This window comes from Streptomyces sp. NPDC054956 (assembly GCF_053609185.1).
On record NZ_JBSGXB010000047.1, the window covers coordinates 1 to 13,945 of the forward strand.

10 protein-coding genes and 1 pseudogene are annotated in these 13,945 nt (G+C 71.6%); 5 read left to right on the plus strand and 6 right to left on the minus strand.

All coding sequences use genetic code 11. The features are described 5' to 3' along the window. The first annotated feature begins 42 nt into the window (after window positions 1-42). Window positions 43-633: a DUF6114 domain-containing protein gene (locus tag ACWGDE_RS11455; RefSeq protein WP_453388751.1), complete on the plus strand. Its 591-nt coding sequence runs from the start codon at window positions 43-45 to the stop codon at window positions 631-633. Continuing rightward, window positions 623-1,876, plus strand: a complete 1,254-nt coding sequence (locus ACWGDE_RS11460; protein ID WP_453388752.1) for a hypothetical protein — start codon at window positions 623-625, stop codon at window positions 1,874-1,876. The genes ACWGDE_RS11455 and ACWGDE_RS11460 overlap by 11 nt, the downstream gene beginning before the upstream one ends. A 134-nt stretch (window positions 1,877-2,010) precedes the next feature. Here the strand turns inward: ACWGDE_RS11460 and pyk are convergent, their stop codons facing one another. From pyk to pta, 3 genes are all read right to left on the minus strand, one after another. Continuing rightward, complete coding sequence (pyk, locus tag ACWGDE_RS11465; protein ID WP_453388753.1) at window positions 2,011-3,441, minus strand: pyruvate kinase; 1,431 nt, start codon at window positions 3,439-3,441, stop codon at window positions 2,011-2,013. Window positions 3,442-3,504: 63 nt separating this feature from the next. After that, a complete protein-coding gene (locus tag ACWGDE_RS11470) occupies window positions 3,505-4,719 on the minus strand; it encodes an acetate kinase (RefSeq protein ID WP_453388754.1) in 1,215 nt (404 codons plus the stop codon). 44 nt (window positions 4,720-4,763) lie between these two features. Then, window positions 4,764-6,845: a phosphate acetyltransferase gene (gene pta / locus ACWGDE_RS11475; protein ID WP_453388755.1), complete on the minus strand. Its 2,082-nt coding sequence runs from the start codon at window positions 6,843-6,845 to the stop codon at window positions 4,764-4,766. A gap of 312 nt (window positions 6,846-7,157) precedes the next feature. On the opposite strand from pta, the gene ACWGDE_RS11480 reads away from it, so the two are divergent. Then, the gene (locus tag ACWGDE_RS11480; protein ID WP_453388756.1) at window positions 7,158-8,183 is read left to right on the plus strand and encodes an ATP-dependent 6-phosphofructokinase; all 1,026 of its coding nucleotides are present in this window, start codon (window positions 7,158-7,160) and stop codon (window positions 8,181-8,183) included. 158 nt (window positions 8,184-8,341) lie between these two features. Here ACWGDE_RS11480 and ACWGDE_RS11485 read toward each other — a convergent pair whose 3' ends face one another. After that, window positions 8,342-8,965 carry a helix-turn-helix domain-containing protein gene (locus ACWGDE_RS11485; protein ID WP_453388757.1) on the minus strand — a complete coding sequence of 208 codons (624 nt, stop codon included), beginning with the start codon at window positions 8,963-8,965 and terminating at the stop codon, window positions 8,342-8,344. A gap of 399 nt (window positions 8,966-9,364) precedes the next feature. Between ACWGDE_RS11485 and ACWGDE_RS11490 the strand changes: the two genes are divergently transcribed. Together ACWGDE_RS11490 and ACWGDE_RS11495 are read left to right on the plus strand one after the other, a co-directional pair. Continuing rightward, window positions 9,365-9,787: a MerR family transcriptional regulator gene (locus ACWGDE_RS11490; protein ID WP_453388758.1), complete on the plus strand. Its 423-nt coding sequence runs from the start codon at window positions 9,365-9,367 to the stop codon at window positions 9,785-9,787. 20 nt (window positions 9,788-9,807) lie between these two features. Beyond that, on the plus strand, window positions 9,808-10,203 hold the full coding sequence (locus tag ACWGDE_RS11495; protein WP_453388759.1) for a thioredoxin family protein: 396 nt from the start codon (window positions 9,808-9,810) through the stop codon (window positions 10,201-10,203). Here ACWGDE_RS11495 and glgB read toward each other — a convergent pair. Together glgB and ACWGDE_RS11505 are read right to left on the minus strand one after the other, a co-directional pair. After that, window positions 10,187-12,523, minus strand: a pseudogene (glgB, locus tag ACWGDE_RS11500) (1,4-alpha-glucan branching enzyme); the annotation flags it as partial. The gene ACWGDE_RS11495 and the pseudogene glgB sit on opposite strands and share 17 nt — an antisense overlap. Then, window positions 12,496-13,935, minus strand: coding sequence for a maltokinase N-terminal cap-like domain-containing protein (locus ACWGDE_RS11505; RefSeq protein ID WP_453388760.1), 1,440 nt, complete (start codon window positions 13,933-13,935; stop codon window positions 12,496-12,498). The pseudogene glgB and the gene ACWGDE_RS11505, both read right to left, overlap by 28 nt. Window positions 13,936-13,945: the final 10 nt, after the last annotated feature.

The following is a 13,945-nucleotide window of genomic DNA, read 5'->3' on the forward strand; positions in this document are numbered from 1 at the left end:
ACATAGTTCTCAGTACCACCCGTTTCCAGGGAGCTGTTGTCCATGAACCCCCAGGCCCCGGTTTACGTGCGCGCCGAAGACGACGCCTGGCTCACGATGGTGTACTACCGCTTCCACGCGTGGAGCGGTCACCGCCCCTTCTGGGCCGGACTGATCACGCTCATCGCCGGCTTCCCCATCGCGTACTTCCCGTACGCGGACGTACGCCTCGGCAACGTCACCATCGCGATGGCGACGACGGCCGGTGCCGGCTCGCTGATCATCGGCGTCCTCCTGGCAACGCTGGGGCTGACGCTCTGGTTCCAGCAGGGCGTACGCATCTTCGCGGGCGTCGCCGCGATCCTGCTGGGGCTCGTGTCCCTGCCGGTGTCCAACCTCGGCGGCTTCGGCCTGGGCCTCATCCTCTCCATGGTCGGCGGCGGCCTCGCGCTGGCCTGGGTACCGGGCCGGCCGGCGGACGAGAGCGACGCGCAGGACACGGCGGACGCCGGGAACACGGCGCAGACCGTGGCCCTGGGCAAGGCGGAGGCGATGGCGGGACCCCAGGGCGTCCCGGGCCCCCGCGCGACGGAAACGGCATACGCGAGCGAGACGACTGCCCACGCCGATGGCGGGAGGAACAGTGCGGGGTGACGAGACGCAGCGGGGCGAGGCCCCGGGTGCGGATTCCCGTGAGAGGAAGGGCCCGCGCCACGCGGCGCCCAGGAAGTCGCTGCTGACCAAGTTCCAGATACCCGTCGGCAAGACGATGGCGCTGGCGGCTATGCCGACGGCGGTCTTCGTCGGCATGAGCATGGCGCCCAAGTTGGCCGTGGCCGACGAGCAGGAGATCCCCTTCGCGCCCGGCCCGTGCGTGACGCGGTCCGACGAGCCCGCGGAGTCGGCATCCCCGTCGCCGTCGAAGACGCCCTCCAAGACCGATGCGAAGAAGACCCCGCAGGCGAAGCCCTCGCCGGGCAAGACGCCCGACGTGGTGCCTTCTCCGAGCGCGAGCCCGTCGGCGTCCCAGCCGGCGGAGAAGCCCGCCGAGCAGCCGGCCCAGCCTCCGGTGGCTCCCGTGGCGGCCAAGGCCTCCAACCCGCTGGACCCGCTGGGTGTCGGCGACGCCATCAAGGGCTTCTTCGACAACCTCGGCAAGCCGCTGCGCAACGACCCCGACGCGACCGCGCCCGCTCCGGCGGCCCCGAAGCCGGAGGAGAAGCCGGCCGTCGCGCCCGACCCGGCCGCGGACGCGATCCGCGACGCCGCGAAGAAGGCCGGCGCCGAGGTCGAGGAGCTCTCCGACGAGGTCAAGGACACCAAGACCACGCCGAAGGACGAGACCGGCGCGGACAAGGCGAAGGACGAGGACAAGGCCGGGGAGAAGAAGGACGCGGACGGGAAGGAACCCTTCCCCTGCCCGACCTACGACGCCAAGGCACTGGCGGACGCCGAACTGGAGCAGGGCATCCCGCTGCTCCCGGACGAGCCCTGGTACCTCGACAGCTCGCTGCTGACCCTCTACGGCCTCGACTACGAGGGCATCGTCGAGGTGAAGACGGCGGGCGGCAAGACCAAGAAGGTCCTGAAGTTCACGGCGGACTCGCTGGACATCAAGGACCTGTACCAAACGGTCGGCAAGGGCGGGCAGGTCGCCCACCTGAAGTCCCGTCCGGGCTCGACGTCGAAGATCCGCGGGGCCAAGGTGACGATGTACACCGAGAGCCTCAAGGGCAACCTCTTCGGCCTGATCCCGATCGAGTTCACCCCGAACAGCCCGCCGCCCCTGAACGTCCCCTTCGCGTTCTTCACGAACGTCAAGGTCGTCCAGGCCGGCCAGTTCGGCGGCACGCTGACCGTCCCGGGCCTCAAGAACTACATCGGCCCGGCCGAGTAGTCGCTCCAGCGACGTGAACAGTCGGTCCCGCGAGGAGCCGTACGCACCGAGGGCGGCACCCTGATCCTCATCGGATCGGGGTGCCGCCCTCGGTCTCTGTGCGGCAGAGTTCAAGCGGTGCGGCGGGTGCGAGGTCAGTCGCGGGCGCCGCCGCCCAGGTGGTGGACGCGGACCATGTTGGTCGTGCCCGGGACGCCGGGGGGCGAGCCGGCGGTGACGACCATGGTGTCGCCCGTGTTGTAGCGGCCCAGCTTGAGCAGCTCGGCGTCCACGAGGTCGACCATGGCGTCGGTGTTGTCCACGTGCGGGACGACGTAGGACTCGACGCCCCAGCTCAGGGTGAGCTGGTTGCGGGTGCCGGCGTCCGTGGTGAAGGCCAGGATCGGCTGGATCGCGCGGTAGCGCGACAGGCGGCGGGCGGTGTCACCGGAGTGGGTGAAGGCGACCAGGGCCTTGCCGTCCAGGAAGTCCGCGATCTCGCAGGCCGCGCGGGCGACGGAGCCGCCCTGGGTGCGGGGCTTCTTGCCCGGGACCAGCGGCTGGAGGCCCTTGGACAGGAGCTCCTCCTCGGCCGCCTCGACGATCTTCGACATCGTCTTGACGGTCTCGATCGGGTAGGCGCCGACCGAGGACTCGGCGGACAGCATGACCGCGTCCGCCCCGTCGAGGATCGCGTTGGCGACGTCGGACGCCTCGGCGCGCGTCGGGCGCGAGTTGGTGATCATCGACTCCATCATCTGGGTCGCGACGATCACCGGCTTGGCGTTGCGGCGGCACATCTCCACGAGGCGCTTCTGCACCATCGGGACCTTCTCGAGCGGGTACTCGACGGCCAGGTCGCCACGGGCCACCATGACCGCGTCGAAGGCGGCTACGACGCCCTCCATGTTGGCGACGGCCTGCGGCTTCTCGACCTTGGCGATGACGGGGACCCGGCGGCCCTCCTCGTCCATGACCTTGTGGACGTCCTTGACGTCGTTGGCGTCGCGGACGAAGGACAGGGCGACCATGTCGCAGCCCATCCGCAGCGCGAAGCGCAGGTCGTCGACGTCCTTCTCCGACAGGGCGGGGACGTTGACGGCGGCACCCGGCAGGTTGATGCCCTTGTGGTCCGAGATGACACCGCCCTCGATGACGATGGTCTTGACCCGCGGGCCGTCGACCTCGGTCACCCGGAGCTCGACGTTGCCGTCGTTGATCAGGACCTGGTCGCCCTTGGAGACGTCCCCCGGCAGACCCTTGTAGGTCGTGCCGCAGATGGACTTGTCGCCCGGGACGTCCTCGGTGGTGATGGTGAACTCGTCACCGCGGACGAGCTCGACGGGACCCTCGGCGAAGGTTTCCAGACGGATCTTCGGGCCCTGGAGGTCGGCGAGGACGCCGACCGCGCGCCCGGTGTCCTCGGAGACCTTCCGGACGCGGTCGTACCGCTCCTGGTGTTCTGCCTGGGAGCCGTGGCTGAAGTTGAATCGGGCCACGTTCATACCGGCCTCGACGAGCGCTTTCAGCTGCTCATACGAGTCGACGGCGGGGCCCAGCGTGCAGACGATTTTGGAACGGCGCATGGAGGCGATCCTATCGGTTTGTTTCGTAGCGGAATATTCCGTCTGGTGGAAAGTCCAAAGTGACTAACCGGTAACCAGGGCGTAGGTCTGGCTGGCGATCTCCAGCTCCTCGTCCGTCGGGACCACGGCCACGGCCACCCGGGCGTACTCCGCGGAGACCAGCCGCGGCTCGGGGGACCGTACGCCGTTGGCCTCCAGGTCGAGCGCCAGACCCAGCTCCTCCAGCCCGGCCAGGGCCATCTCCCGGATGGAGGAGGAGTTCTCTCCCACGCCGGCCGTGAAGGCCACCGCGTCCACCCGGCCCAGGACCGCCGAGTACGCGCCGATGTACTTCTTCAGCCGGTGGATGTACGAGGCCAGCGCCAGGCGGGCGGAGGCGTCGCCCTCCTCCGCCCGGCGCTGCACCTCGCGCATGTCGTTGTCGCCGCACAGACCCAGCAGACCGCTCTTCTTGTTGAGCAGCGAGTCGATCTCGTCGATCGACATGCCGCCCACGCGCGCCAGGTGGAAGACGACCGCCGGGTCCAGATCGCCCGAACGGGTGCCCATGACCAGGCCCTCCAGCGGGGTCAGGCCCATCGATGTCTCCACGCACACCCCGCCGTGGACGGCCGAGGCCGAGGCGCCGTTGCCCAGGTGGAGCACGATCACGTTCACGTCCTCCTCGGGCTTGCCGAGGAGCCGGGCCGTGGCCCGGGCGACGTAGGCGTGGGAGGTGCCGTGGAACCCGTACCGCCGGATGGAGTACTTGTCGGCCGTCGCGGCGTCGATCGCGTACCGGGCCACGTGCTCCGGCATCGTCGAGTGGAAGGCCGTGTCGAAGACCGCCACCTGCGGCAGGTCCGGGCGCAGGGAGCGGGCCACCTCGATGCCCGTCACGTTCGCCGGGTTGTGCAGCGGCGCGAGCGGGATCAGGCCGCGGATCTCGGCCAGCACCGCGTCGTCGATCAGCGTCGGGTGGGTGAACTTGGTCCCGCCGTGCACCACCCGGTGGCCCACGGCCGCCAGTTCGGGCGAGTCCAGGCCCAGGCCGTCGGCGGCCAGCTCCGCCGCGACGGCCTTGAGCGCGGCCTCGTGGTCCGCGATCGGGCCGACCTGCTCGCGCTTGCCGTCGGCGGCACCCGGGCCGCTCAGCGGCTCGTGCACGAGCCTGGAGGTCTCCTCGCCGATGCGCTCCACCAGGCCGACCGCCAGGCGGGAGGAGTCCGCCATGTCGAGCAGCTGGTACTTCACCGACGAGGAGCCGGAGTTGAGGACGAGTACGCGCGATGCGGTCACGATGGGGGTCTTTCCTTTGCGGTGGGGGCTCGGTGGGGGAGGGGTCAGCCGGCCACGGGCTGGGACTGGGCCTGGATCGCCGTGATGGCCACGGTGGTGACGATGTCCTGGACCAGGGCACCGCGGGAGAGGTCGTTGACGGGCTTGCGCAGGCCCTGCAGGACCGGTCCGACCGCCACCGCGCCGGCCGAACGCTGCACGGCCTTGTACGTGTTGTTGCCGGTGTTGAGGTCCGGGAAGATCAGCACCGTCGCGCGGCCGGCCACCTCGGACTCGGGCAGCTTGGTCGCGGCGACCGAGGGCTCCACGGCGGCGTCGTACTGGATCGGACCCTCGATCAGCAGGTCGGGGCGCTGCTCGCGGACGATCTCGGTGGCCTTGCGGACCTTGTCCACGTCCACGCCCGAACCGGAGGTGCCCGTCGAGTACGAGAGCATCGCGATCCGCGGCTCCAGCCCGAACGCGGCCGCGGTGGCCGCCGACTGGACGGCGATGTCGGCGAGCTGCTCGGCGTTGGGGTCCGGGTTGACGGCGCAGTCGCCGTACGCGAGGACCTTGTCGGCCAGGCACATGAAGAAGACCGAGGAGACGATCGACGCGTCGGGCTTGGTCTTGATGATCTCGAAGGCCGGGCGGATGGTGGCGGCGGTGGAGTGCACCGAGCCGGAGACCATGCCGTCGGCGAGGCCCTCCTGGACCATCAGGGTGCCGAAGTAATTGACGTCGGTGACCACGTCGTTGGCCAGCTCGACCGTCATGCCCTTGTGGGCGCGGGCCTTGGCGTAGTACTCGGAGAAGCGTTCCCGCAGCGGGGAGGTCGCCGGGTCGATCAGCTGGGCGCCCGAGATGTCGATCCCCAGGTCGGCGGCCTTCTTCAGGATCGCCGGCTCCTCGCCCAGCAGGGTGAGGTCGCAGACCCCGCGGCGCAGGACCACGTCCGCGGCGCGCAGCACGCGCTCCTCGGTGCCCTCGGGGAGCACCACGCGGCGGCGCTCGGAGCGGGCCCGCTCCAGCAGCTCGTGCTCGAACATCATCGGGGTGACGCGCTCGGAGCGGGCCACCGAGAGCACCTCGCGCAGTTCGGCGGTGTCCACGTGGCGTTCGAACAGGCCGAGCGCGGTCTCCAGCTTGCGCGGGGTCGCGGAGTTGAGCCGGCTCTGCAGGGAGAAGAGCTCGGCGGCCGTCGGGAAGCTGTTGCCGGCCACCGAGACGACCGGCGTGCCCGGAGCCAGCTTCGAGGCCAGCGTCAGGATGTCCTTGCCGGGGCGCTCGTTCAGGGTCAGCAGCACGCCGGCGATCGCCGGGGTGCCCGAGGTGTGCGCGGCGAGCGCGCCGATGACCAGGTCGGCCCGGTCCCCGGGGGTGACGACGAGGCAGCCGGGGGTCAGGGCGTTGAGGAAGTTCGGCAGCATGGCTCCGCCGAAGACGAAGTCCAGGGCGTCGCGGGCCAGTCCGGCCTCGTCGCCCAGGAGCACCTCGCCGCCGAGCGCCTGGGTGATCTGGGCGACCGTCGGGGCGGACAGGTGCTTGTCGTCCGGCAGGACGTAGCAGGGTACGGGGAGCCGGGCGGCCAGGCGTTCGGCTATCGCCTCGCGGTCCTCGGGGGCCACCCGGTTGACGACCATCGCGCCCACGTGGCAGCCCAGGCCCTCGTACGCGCGGTACGCGTTGCGGGTCTCGGCGCGCACGGCCTCGGCGGGATGCTTGGTGCCTCCCACGACGGGGATGACCAGCGCGCCCAGCTCGTTGGCGAGGCGGGCGTTGAGCGCCAGCTCGTCGGGGAGGTTCGTGTCGGCGTAGTCGGTGCCGAGGACCAGCATGACCTCGTAGTCCCGGGCCACCTGGTGGTAGCGGCCGACCAGCTGGGACACCAGCTCGTCCGTGCCCTTCTCGGCCAGGATGATGGAGGCCTCGTGGTACTCCATGCCGTAGGCCGTCGAGGCGTCCTGGTCGATCCGGTAGCGGCCCTTGAGCAGATCGAAGAGCCGGTCGGGCCCGTCGTGCAACAGGGGGCGGTAGACGCCCACCCGGCCTGTCTGGCGGGTCAGGAGCTCCATGATGCCCAGCTCGACGACCTGGCGGCCGTCCCCCCGCTCGATCCCCGTCACGTACACGCTGCGCGTCACGCGTGCTCTCCGTCCCAATTCGAGTCGGTTGTCCCAGTTAATGTGGGCTTGACCTCTTGACAATACCCCTGCGATTCCTTAGGACGCCCGCCGGGAGAAGGGCCCCTGGAGGGGGCCGAAAGGCCCTGCGGGTCCCCCTCGGGCGGGGTGCCACGGAGCGCGCACCACCCGGGGCCCGTGGAACAATCGGACAGGCTTCATCAAATACGCCCTTCATACGGCACCTCATACGGCATCTCATATGAACAGTCGGTCGGCCGGGCGCCCGCACGCGAACGGCCAGGTACGACCAGGAGCAGGAGACACAGCACGATGCGTATCGGAGTTCTCACCGCAGGCGGCGACTGCCCGGGCTTGAACGCTGTCATCCGTTCGGTCGTACACCGTGCCGTGGTCGGGCACGGGGACGAGGTCATCGGCTTCGAAGACGGGTTCAAGGGCCTCCTCGACGGCAACTACCGCCCCCTCGACATCAACGCGGTCAGCGGCATTCTCGCCCGCGGCGGCACGATTCTCGGTTCAGCCCGGATGGAGCGCGCCCGGCTGCACGAGGCGGCCGAGAACGCGCAGGAGCTGGCGAAGCGGTACGACATCGACGCGCTGATCCCGATCGGCGGCGAGGGCACCCTGACCGCCGCCCGGATGCTGTCGGACGCCGGCATGCCCGTCGTCGGCGTGCCGAAGACGATCGACAACGACATCTCCTCCACCGACCGCACCTTCGGCTTCGACACCGCCGTCATGGTCGCCACCGAGGCCATCGACCGCCTCAAGACCACCGCGGAGTCCCACCAGCGCGTCATGGTCGTCGAGGTGATGGGCCGGCACGCCGGCTGGATCGCCCTGGAGTCCGGCATGGCCGGCGGCGCCCACGGGATCTGCCTGCCGGAGCGCCCCTTCGAGGTGGACGCCCTGGTGAAGATGGTGGAAGAACGATTCGCCCGCGGTAAGAAGTTCGCCGTCGTCTGTGTCGCCGAAGGCGCGCACCCGGCCGAGGGCTCCATGCCGTACGAGAAGGGCGCGATCGACCAGTACGGCCACGAGCGCTTCGCCGGCATCGGCAACCGCCTCGCCGTCGAGCTGGAGCGGCGCCTGGGCAAGGAAGCCCGTCCGGTCATCCTCGGCCACGTCCAGCGCGGCGGCACCCCCACGGCCTACGACCGCGTCCTCGCGACCCGGTTCGGCTGGCACGCGGTCGAGGGAGTCCACCGCGGCGACTTCGGCAACATGACCGCCCTGCGCGGCACCGACATCGTCATGGCCCCGCTGGCCTCCGCGGTCACCGAGCTGAAGACCGTTCCCGAGAACCGCATGTACGAGGCGGAGTCGGTCTTCTGACCTTCCCGCCAGGGCCTTTCCCCCTCCGGATCCGGAGGACCGAAGGGCCCCGGGGCGGGACCTCCGCCCCGACTTCGCACGCCGAAAGGCCCCGATCCCGTCCTCGTGTGGACGCGATCGGGGCCTTTCCCGTAGGGGATCCGCGGGCGGAATGTGTCCTACGCCGCACCGCCCGCGAGGTTCCAGAACCGGTCCACGATGTCCGCGAGGTACTCGCGCCCCGAGTCGCCGCTGCCGGCCTCGCCCTGCCCGCCGCCCCAGCTCAGCGTCGCCACCATCCTCGACTGGTACTCCCCGTGCAGCTGCTCCAGCACCCGCTCCAGATGGGCCTTGGGCACCGGCAGCAGCTTGGCGAGCGGCTTCGTGTACGCCTGCCAGCGCGTGGTGACCGCGCTGCGCAGCAGGTCGGCCAGTTCCTCGTGCTTGCCGGTCGCGGTCACGAACTGGGCCAGGGTCAGTCCCAGCGCCGTGGCCAGGGCGGCGGACTGCCGCTCGTTGCCCTTCCAGCGGCCGGAGTCCTCCATCTTCTGGTAGGAGCCCGCCTCCAGGCCGATCCGCCGGGCCAGGTCCTCGGCGGCCAGCCCCCTGGCCATCCGGTGCTCGCGCAAGGTGACCGGCTCGGCCAGGAGCTCCGCGGGGGAACACCAGAGCACGCCCGCGAGGGCCGTGAGCTCGGCGGAGGACGGCGATATCTCGCCACGCTCCCATGCCATCACGGTCTCGGGAGTGACGACCATTCCGTACTGGGCACGCAGGCCGTAGGCGACATGACCGGGAGCCATGCCCAGGGCCGCGCGGAGACGACGCGCGGCGGGGGCATTGAAAGGTGGGCTGGAGTGCACACGGCACACCGTAGGAGTGGCCGAGGCGCGGCGACTACAGACCAATCAAACAAGCCCATAACTCGTAGGAACGTCCTATGGAGTTAAGGGCTTTGGTCGGTTTTCAATGCGACTGTCCGGTAATCGGATCGATCCGTGATCCACTTCCAAGCGTACGGTTCCGGCCGCCCTCAGGGATAGCCCCGCGCGTGATCCGCCTCACAAGGACCGGACCGACTCGAACCGGCCACCCCGCCGCTCCGTGCTCCCGTACGGAGGCCCTCGCGTACGGGGGTGGCGAGGGCCTCCCTCACCTTCCCTTCTTGCCTTGACGTCGACGTCAAGGATTACGGTCGGGCCATGCGAATCGGCGAACTGGCCGAGCGGGCGGGCACCAGCACGCGGACGCTCCGGTACTACGAGTCGCGGGGCCTGCTCCCCGCACGGCGCGACGGCAACGGCTACCGCACCTACGACGAGGACGACCTGCGGCTGCTCCGCGAGATCCGCACGCTCCAGGACTTCGGGTTCGACCTGGAGGAGACCCGCCCCTTCGTGGAGTGCCTGCGCGCCGGCCACCCGGCCGGCGACTCCTGCCCGGCCTCGCTGGCCGTCTACCGGCGCAAGCTCGCCGAACTGGACGGCCTGATCGGCCGGCTCACGGGCGTACGGGACCAGGTGGCGGGCCAGCTCGCCGAAGCGGAAGCCGAGGCCGCGGCCGCGGCCGCGGCCTCGGCAGAAGCAGAAGCGCCGGCACGGCCCAGATGCGAGATGACCGGCTGACCGGCCGGGACGAGAGGGGAATGAACATGAAGGCAACCGGTGTGGCCGAAGTGACCGACGCGGACTTCGAGGCGGAGGTGCTCGGCGAGCGCGGCCGGCCCGTCCTGGTGGAGTTCACCGCCGACTGGTGCGGCCCGTGCCGCCAGCTCGCCCCGGTCCTGTCCGCCGTCGCCGCCGAGGAGGCGGGCCGGCTCAAGGTCGTCCAGATCGACGCGGACACCAACCCCGCCACCCTCGCGCGGTACGGGGTGCTGTCCATGCCGACCCTGCTCGTCTTCCGCGACGGCGAACCCGTCCGGCAGATGGTCGGGGCCCGCGCCAAGCGCAAGCTCCTCCAGGAACTGGAGGACGTCATGGCACCCGCCCGCCCGGCCTGGGCAGGGCGGGCCGCCGCCCCGGCTACGGCACCGGCCTGAACCAGACCGTCGCCAGCGGCGGGAGGGTCAGGCGCAGGCTCGCCGCCCGCCCCTGCGCGGGCACCGGCTCGGGCCGCACCGGCCGGGCGTGGTGGACGCCGCTGCCGCCGTAGAGCTGCTGGTCGGTGTTGAGCACCTCCCGCCACTGCGCGACCTCCTCCGGGACCCCGAGGCGGTACCCGTGCCGGACCACCGGCGAGAAGTTCGAGACGCACAGCAGCTGCGAGCCGTCCTGCGCGAACCGCAGGAACGCGAAGACGTTGTCCTCCGCCGCGTCCCCCTCCACCCAGGCGAAGCCCTCCGGCACGGTGTCCCGCTCCCACAGGGCGGGCGCCGCCCGGTAGGTGCGGTTCAGGTCGCCCACGAGGCTGCGTACGCCCCGGTGGTCGCCGGCCGCCGCGTACGAGGAGTCCAGCAGCCACCAGTCCGGCCCGTACACCTCGGACCACTCCGAGCCCTGCGCGAACTCCTGCCCCATGAACAGCAGTTGCTTGCCGGGGTGGGCCCACATGAAGCCCAGGTACGCCCGGTGCGCGGCCCGCTGCTGCCACCAGTCCCCGGGCATCTTCGACACCAGCGAGCCCTTGCCGTGCACCACCTCGTCGTGCGAGATCGGCAGCACGTAGTTCTCGCTGAACGCGTAGACCATCCCGAAGGTCATGTCGTGGTGGTGGTACTTGCGGTGCACCGACTCCTTCGACGCGTAGCGCAGGGTGTCGTGCATCCAGCCCATGTTCCACTTCAGCCCGAAGCCGAGCCCGCCCGCGTCGGTGGGCCGGGTGACGCCCGGCCACGCGGTGGACTCCTCGGCGATCGTCACCACACCCGGACAGCGCCGGTAGACGGTGGCGTTCATCTCCTGGAGCAGGGCCACCGCGTCCAGGTTCTCCCGCCCGCCGTGCTCGTTCGGCGTCCACTCGCCCTCGCCGCGCGAGTAGTCGAGGTAGAGCATCGAGGCCACCGCGTCCACGCGCAGCCCGTCGACGTGGAACTCCTGGCACCAGTACACGGCGTTGGCGACGAGGAAGTTCCTGACCTCCCGGCGCCCGTAGTCGAACTCCAGCGTCCCCCAGTCCGGGTGCGCGGCCCGCTGCGGGTCGTGGTGCTCGTACAGCGGGCGCCCGTCGAACTCGGCCAGCGCCCAGTCGTCGCGCGGGAAGTGCGCCGGCACCCAGTCGACGATCACCCCGATCCCGGCCCGGTGCAGGGAGTCCACCAGGAAGCGGAAGTCGTCCGGGGTGCCCATCCGGGAGGTCGGCGCGTAGAAGCCGGTGACCTGGTAGCCCCACGAGCCGCCGAAGGGGTGCTCGGCGACCGGCATGAACTCCACGTGCGTGAAGCCGAGCTCCTTCACGTACGCGGGGAGCTGCTCGGCCAGCTGCCGGTAGGACAGTCCGGGCCGCCAGGACGCCAGGTGCAGCTCGTACGCCGAGAAGGGGGCCTGGTGCGCGGGGAGGTCCCCGCGCGAGGCCATCCATTCCGCGTCCTGCCAGACGTAGGAGGAGGCCGTCACCACCGAGGCGTTGGCCGGCGGGACCTCCGCGTGCCGGGCCATCGGGTCGGCCCGCAGGGTGTGCGATCCGTCCGGGCGCGTGATGTCGTACTTGTACAGGGCGCCCGCGCCGACGCCCGGCAGGAACAGCTCCCACACGCCGGTGGAACCGAGCGAGCGCATCGGGTAGGCGACCGAGTCCCAGTACGAGAAGTCCCCGGTGACGCGCACGCCCTGGGCGTTCGGGGCCCACACCGTGAACCGGGTGCCGGCCACGCCCTGGTGCTCCATCGGCTCCGAGCCGAGCGCCCTCCACAGCTCCTCGTGGCGGCCCTCGCCGATCAGGTGCAGGTCGAGCTCGCCGAGCGCGGGCAGGAAGCGGTAGGGGTCGTGGACCTCCACCTCGTCGCTGTCGTACGTCACCAGCAGCCGGTAGTCCGGCACCCCGGTCAGCGGCAGCAGCCCGGAGAACAGCCCGTCGCCGTCGTCGAAGAGCTCGGCCCGCAGCCCCTTGGCGACGATGGTGACCGCCTTCGCGTACGGGCGCAGCACGCGGAAGGAGACCCCGCCCCGCTGGGTGCGCGCACCGAGCACCCCGTGCGGATCGTGGTGGCGGCCCTCCAGCAGCCGGGCCCGTTCCTCCGCGCCGAGTGCGGGCGCCGGCCGGACCCCGTGCGGCGGTGCCGCCCGGCGGGCCCGCGGGGCCCGGGCCTTCTTCGCGCTCGTCTCGAGCGCGCCGGCGGGGGCGGCCACCGCCTCGGCTTCTTCGCGGACGGTCGGTGACGGCTGTCGTGCGGCGCTCACGCGAGCGGCCTCCTCGGGGGCTTCGGGCGGGGGGTGGTGGAGCCGGGGGCGGGGGGATGCGTGCGGTGGGCGGGGGGACCCTGCGGCTCGGACAGCCGCCGGATCGCCGCCATCGGCACGTGCAGCCAGTCGGGGCGGTGCCGGGACTCGTAACGGGCCTCGTACACCGCCTTGTCGGTCTCGTAGGCGCGCAGCAGTACGGGGTCCTCGCGCGGGTCCCGGCCGGTCGTGCGGGCGTAGCCCTCGCAGAAGGCGGCCCGGCAGGCGTCCGCCCAGGCGGGGGCGAAGGGCCGGTGCGAGCGGGCGGCGTAGTCGAAGGAGCGCAGTATCCCGGCGATGTCGCGGACCGCCGGTTCGGGGCGGCGCCGGTCGGCCAGCGGCCGGGCCGGCTCGCCCTCGAAGTCGATCAGCGCCCAACTGCCGTCCGCGGTGCGCAGGGTCTGTCCCAGGTGCAGGTCCCCGTGGATCCGCTGGGCGGGCACCCCGGCCCCCCGGGAGGCGGCCAGGGCGTCGAAGGCGCCGCGCAGCCCCGCCTCGTAGGGCCGCAGCGCGGGGACCTCGCGGGCGGTGGCGGCGAGCCGCGCGGTCATCCCGGCGGCCAGCCGGGCCGTCTGCTCGGGGCCCAGCGCGAGGGTGGGCAGGGCCGCGGCCAGCGCGCTGTGCACCTCGGCGGTGGCCCGGCCCAGCGCGTGCGCCTCGGCGGTGAAGTCGGCCCCGGCGCCGAGGCGGCGCAGCGCGAGCTGCCAGCCGTCGTCGGAGCCGCGCAGGTACGGCTGGAGCACGCCCAGGGTCAGCGGTTCGGAGCCGGGCAGTTCGGCCTCGTACCAGGCGACCGGCGCGGGCACCCGGGCGCAGCCGGCGGCGGCCAGCGCCCGGGGCAGCTCCAGGTCCGGGTTGACTCCGGGGCCGACCCGTCTGAACACCTTCAGGATGTACGAATCCCCGTAGATCATCGAGGAGTTGGTCTGCTCCCCGGACAGCGGCCGGGGCGCCGGGGCCGCCGGGATCACCGCGGCCGGGTCCCGGTCGAAGCGGAGTGGCCCCAGGGTGCCGGGGGAGCGCAGCCGCTCCAGCAGCAGCGAGGCGAGCCGCGGATCGCCCAGGCCCTCGTAGACCGACTGGCCGGCGTACGGGCCCTGCTCGGCGCGGCCGATCAGCGCGGGCGCGAGCGCGGGCGGCAGTGGGCTGGGGCGGATCCCGAGCAGGAGCTGGTAGCAGTCCCCGTCCACGTCCAGCAGCAGGTGCAGGAGTCCGGGGGCGGATCCGGGCGGCAGCAGTTCGGCCGCCGAGATCGTCCTCAGCCGTCCGATGGCACGGCCCTTGCCCGCGAACCAGCGCTGCGCGGGCAGCCAGGCCCGCAGCATCGGTTCCAGTGGGCCGAGCCCGGCGGCCCGGTCGGCGGTGAGCCGATCCCGGGCGGATGCAGCCTCCGACATGGCGTCGCGT

Excerpts from the sequence above, each read along its gene's own strand:
- ACWGDE_RS11485 (WP_453388757.1), bottom strand. The coding sequence starts at position 8,965 with ATGGCTCCCGGTCATGTCGCCTACGGCCTGCGTGCCCAGTACGGAATG.
- ACWGDE_RS11490 (WP_453388758.1), top strand. The coding sequence starts at position 9,365 with ATGCGAATCGGCGAACTGGCCGAGCGGGCGGGCACCAGCACGCGGACG.
- pyk (WP_453388753.1), bottom strand. The coding sequence starts at position 3,441 with ATGCGCCGTTCCAAAATCGTCTGCACGCTGGGCCCCGCCGTCGACTCG.
- ACWGDE_RS11455 (WP_453388751.1), top strand. The coding sequence starts at position 43 with ATGAACCCCCAGGCCCCGGTTTACGTGCGCGCCGAAGACGACGCCTGG.
- ACWGDE_RS11505 (WP_453388760.1), bottom strand. The coding sequence starts at position 13,935 with ATGTCGGAGGCTGCATCCGCCCGGGATCGGCTCACCGCCGACCGGGCC.
- ACWGDE_RS11495 (WP_453388759.1), top strand. The coding sequence starts at position 9,808 with ATGAACATGAAGGCAACCGGTGTGGCCGAAGTGACCGACGCGGACTTC.
- ACWGDE_RS11480 (WP_453388756.1), top strand. The coding sequence starts at position 7,158 with ATGCGTATCGGAGTTCTCACCGCAGGCGGCGACTGCCCGGGCTTGAAC.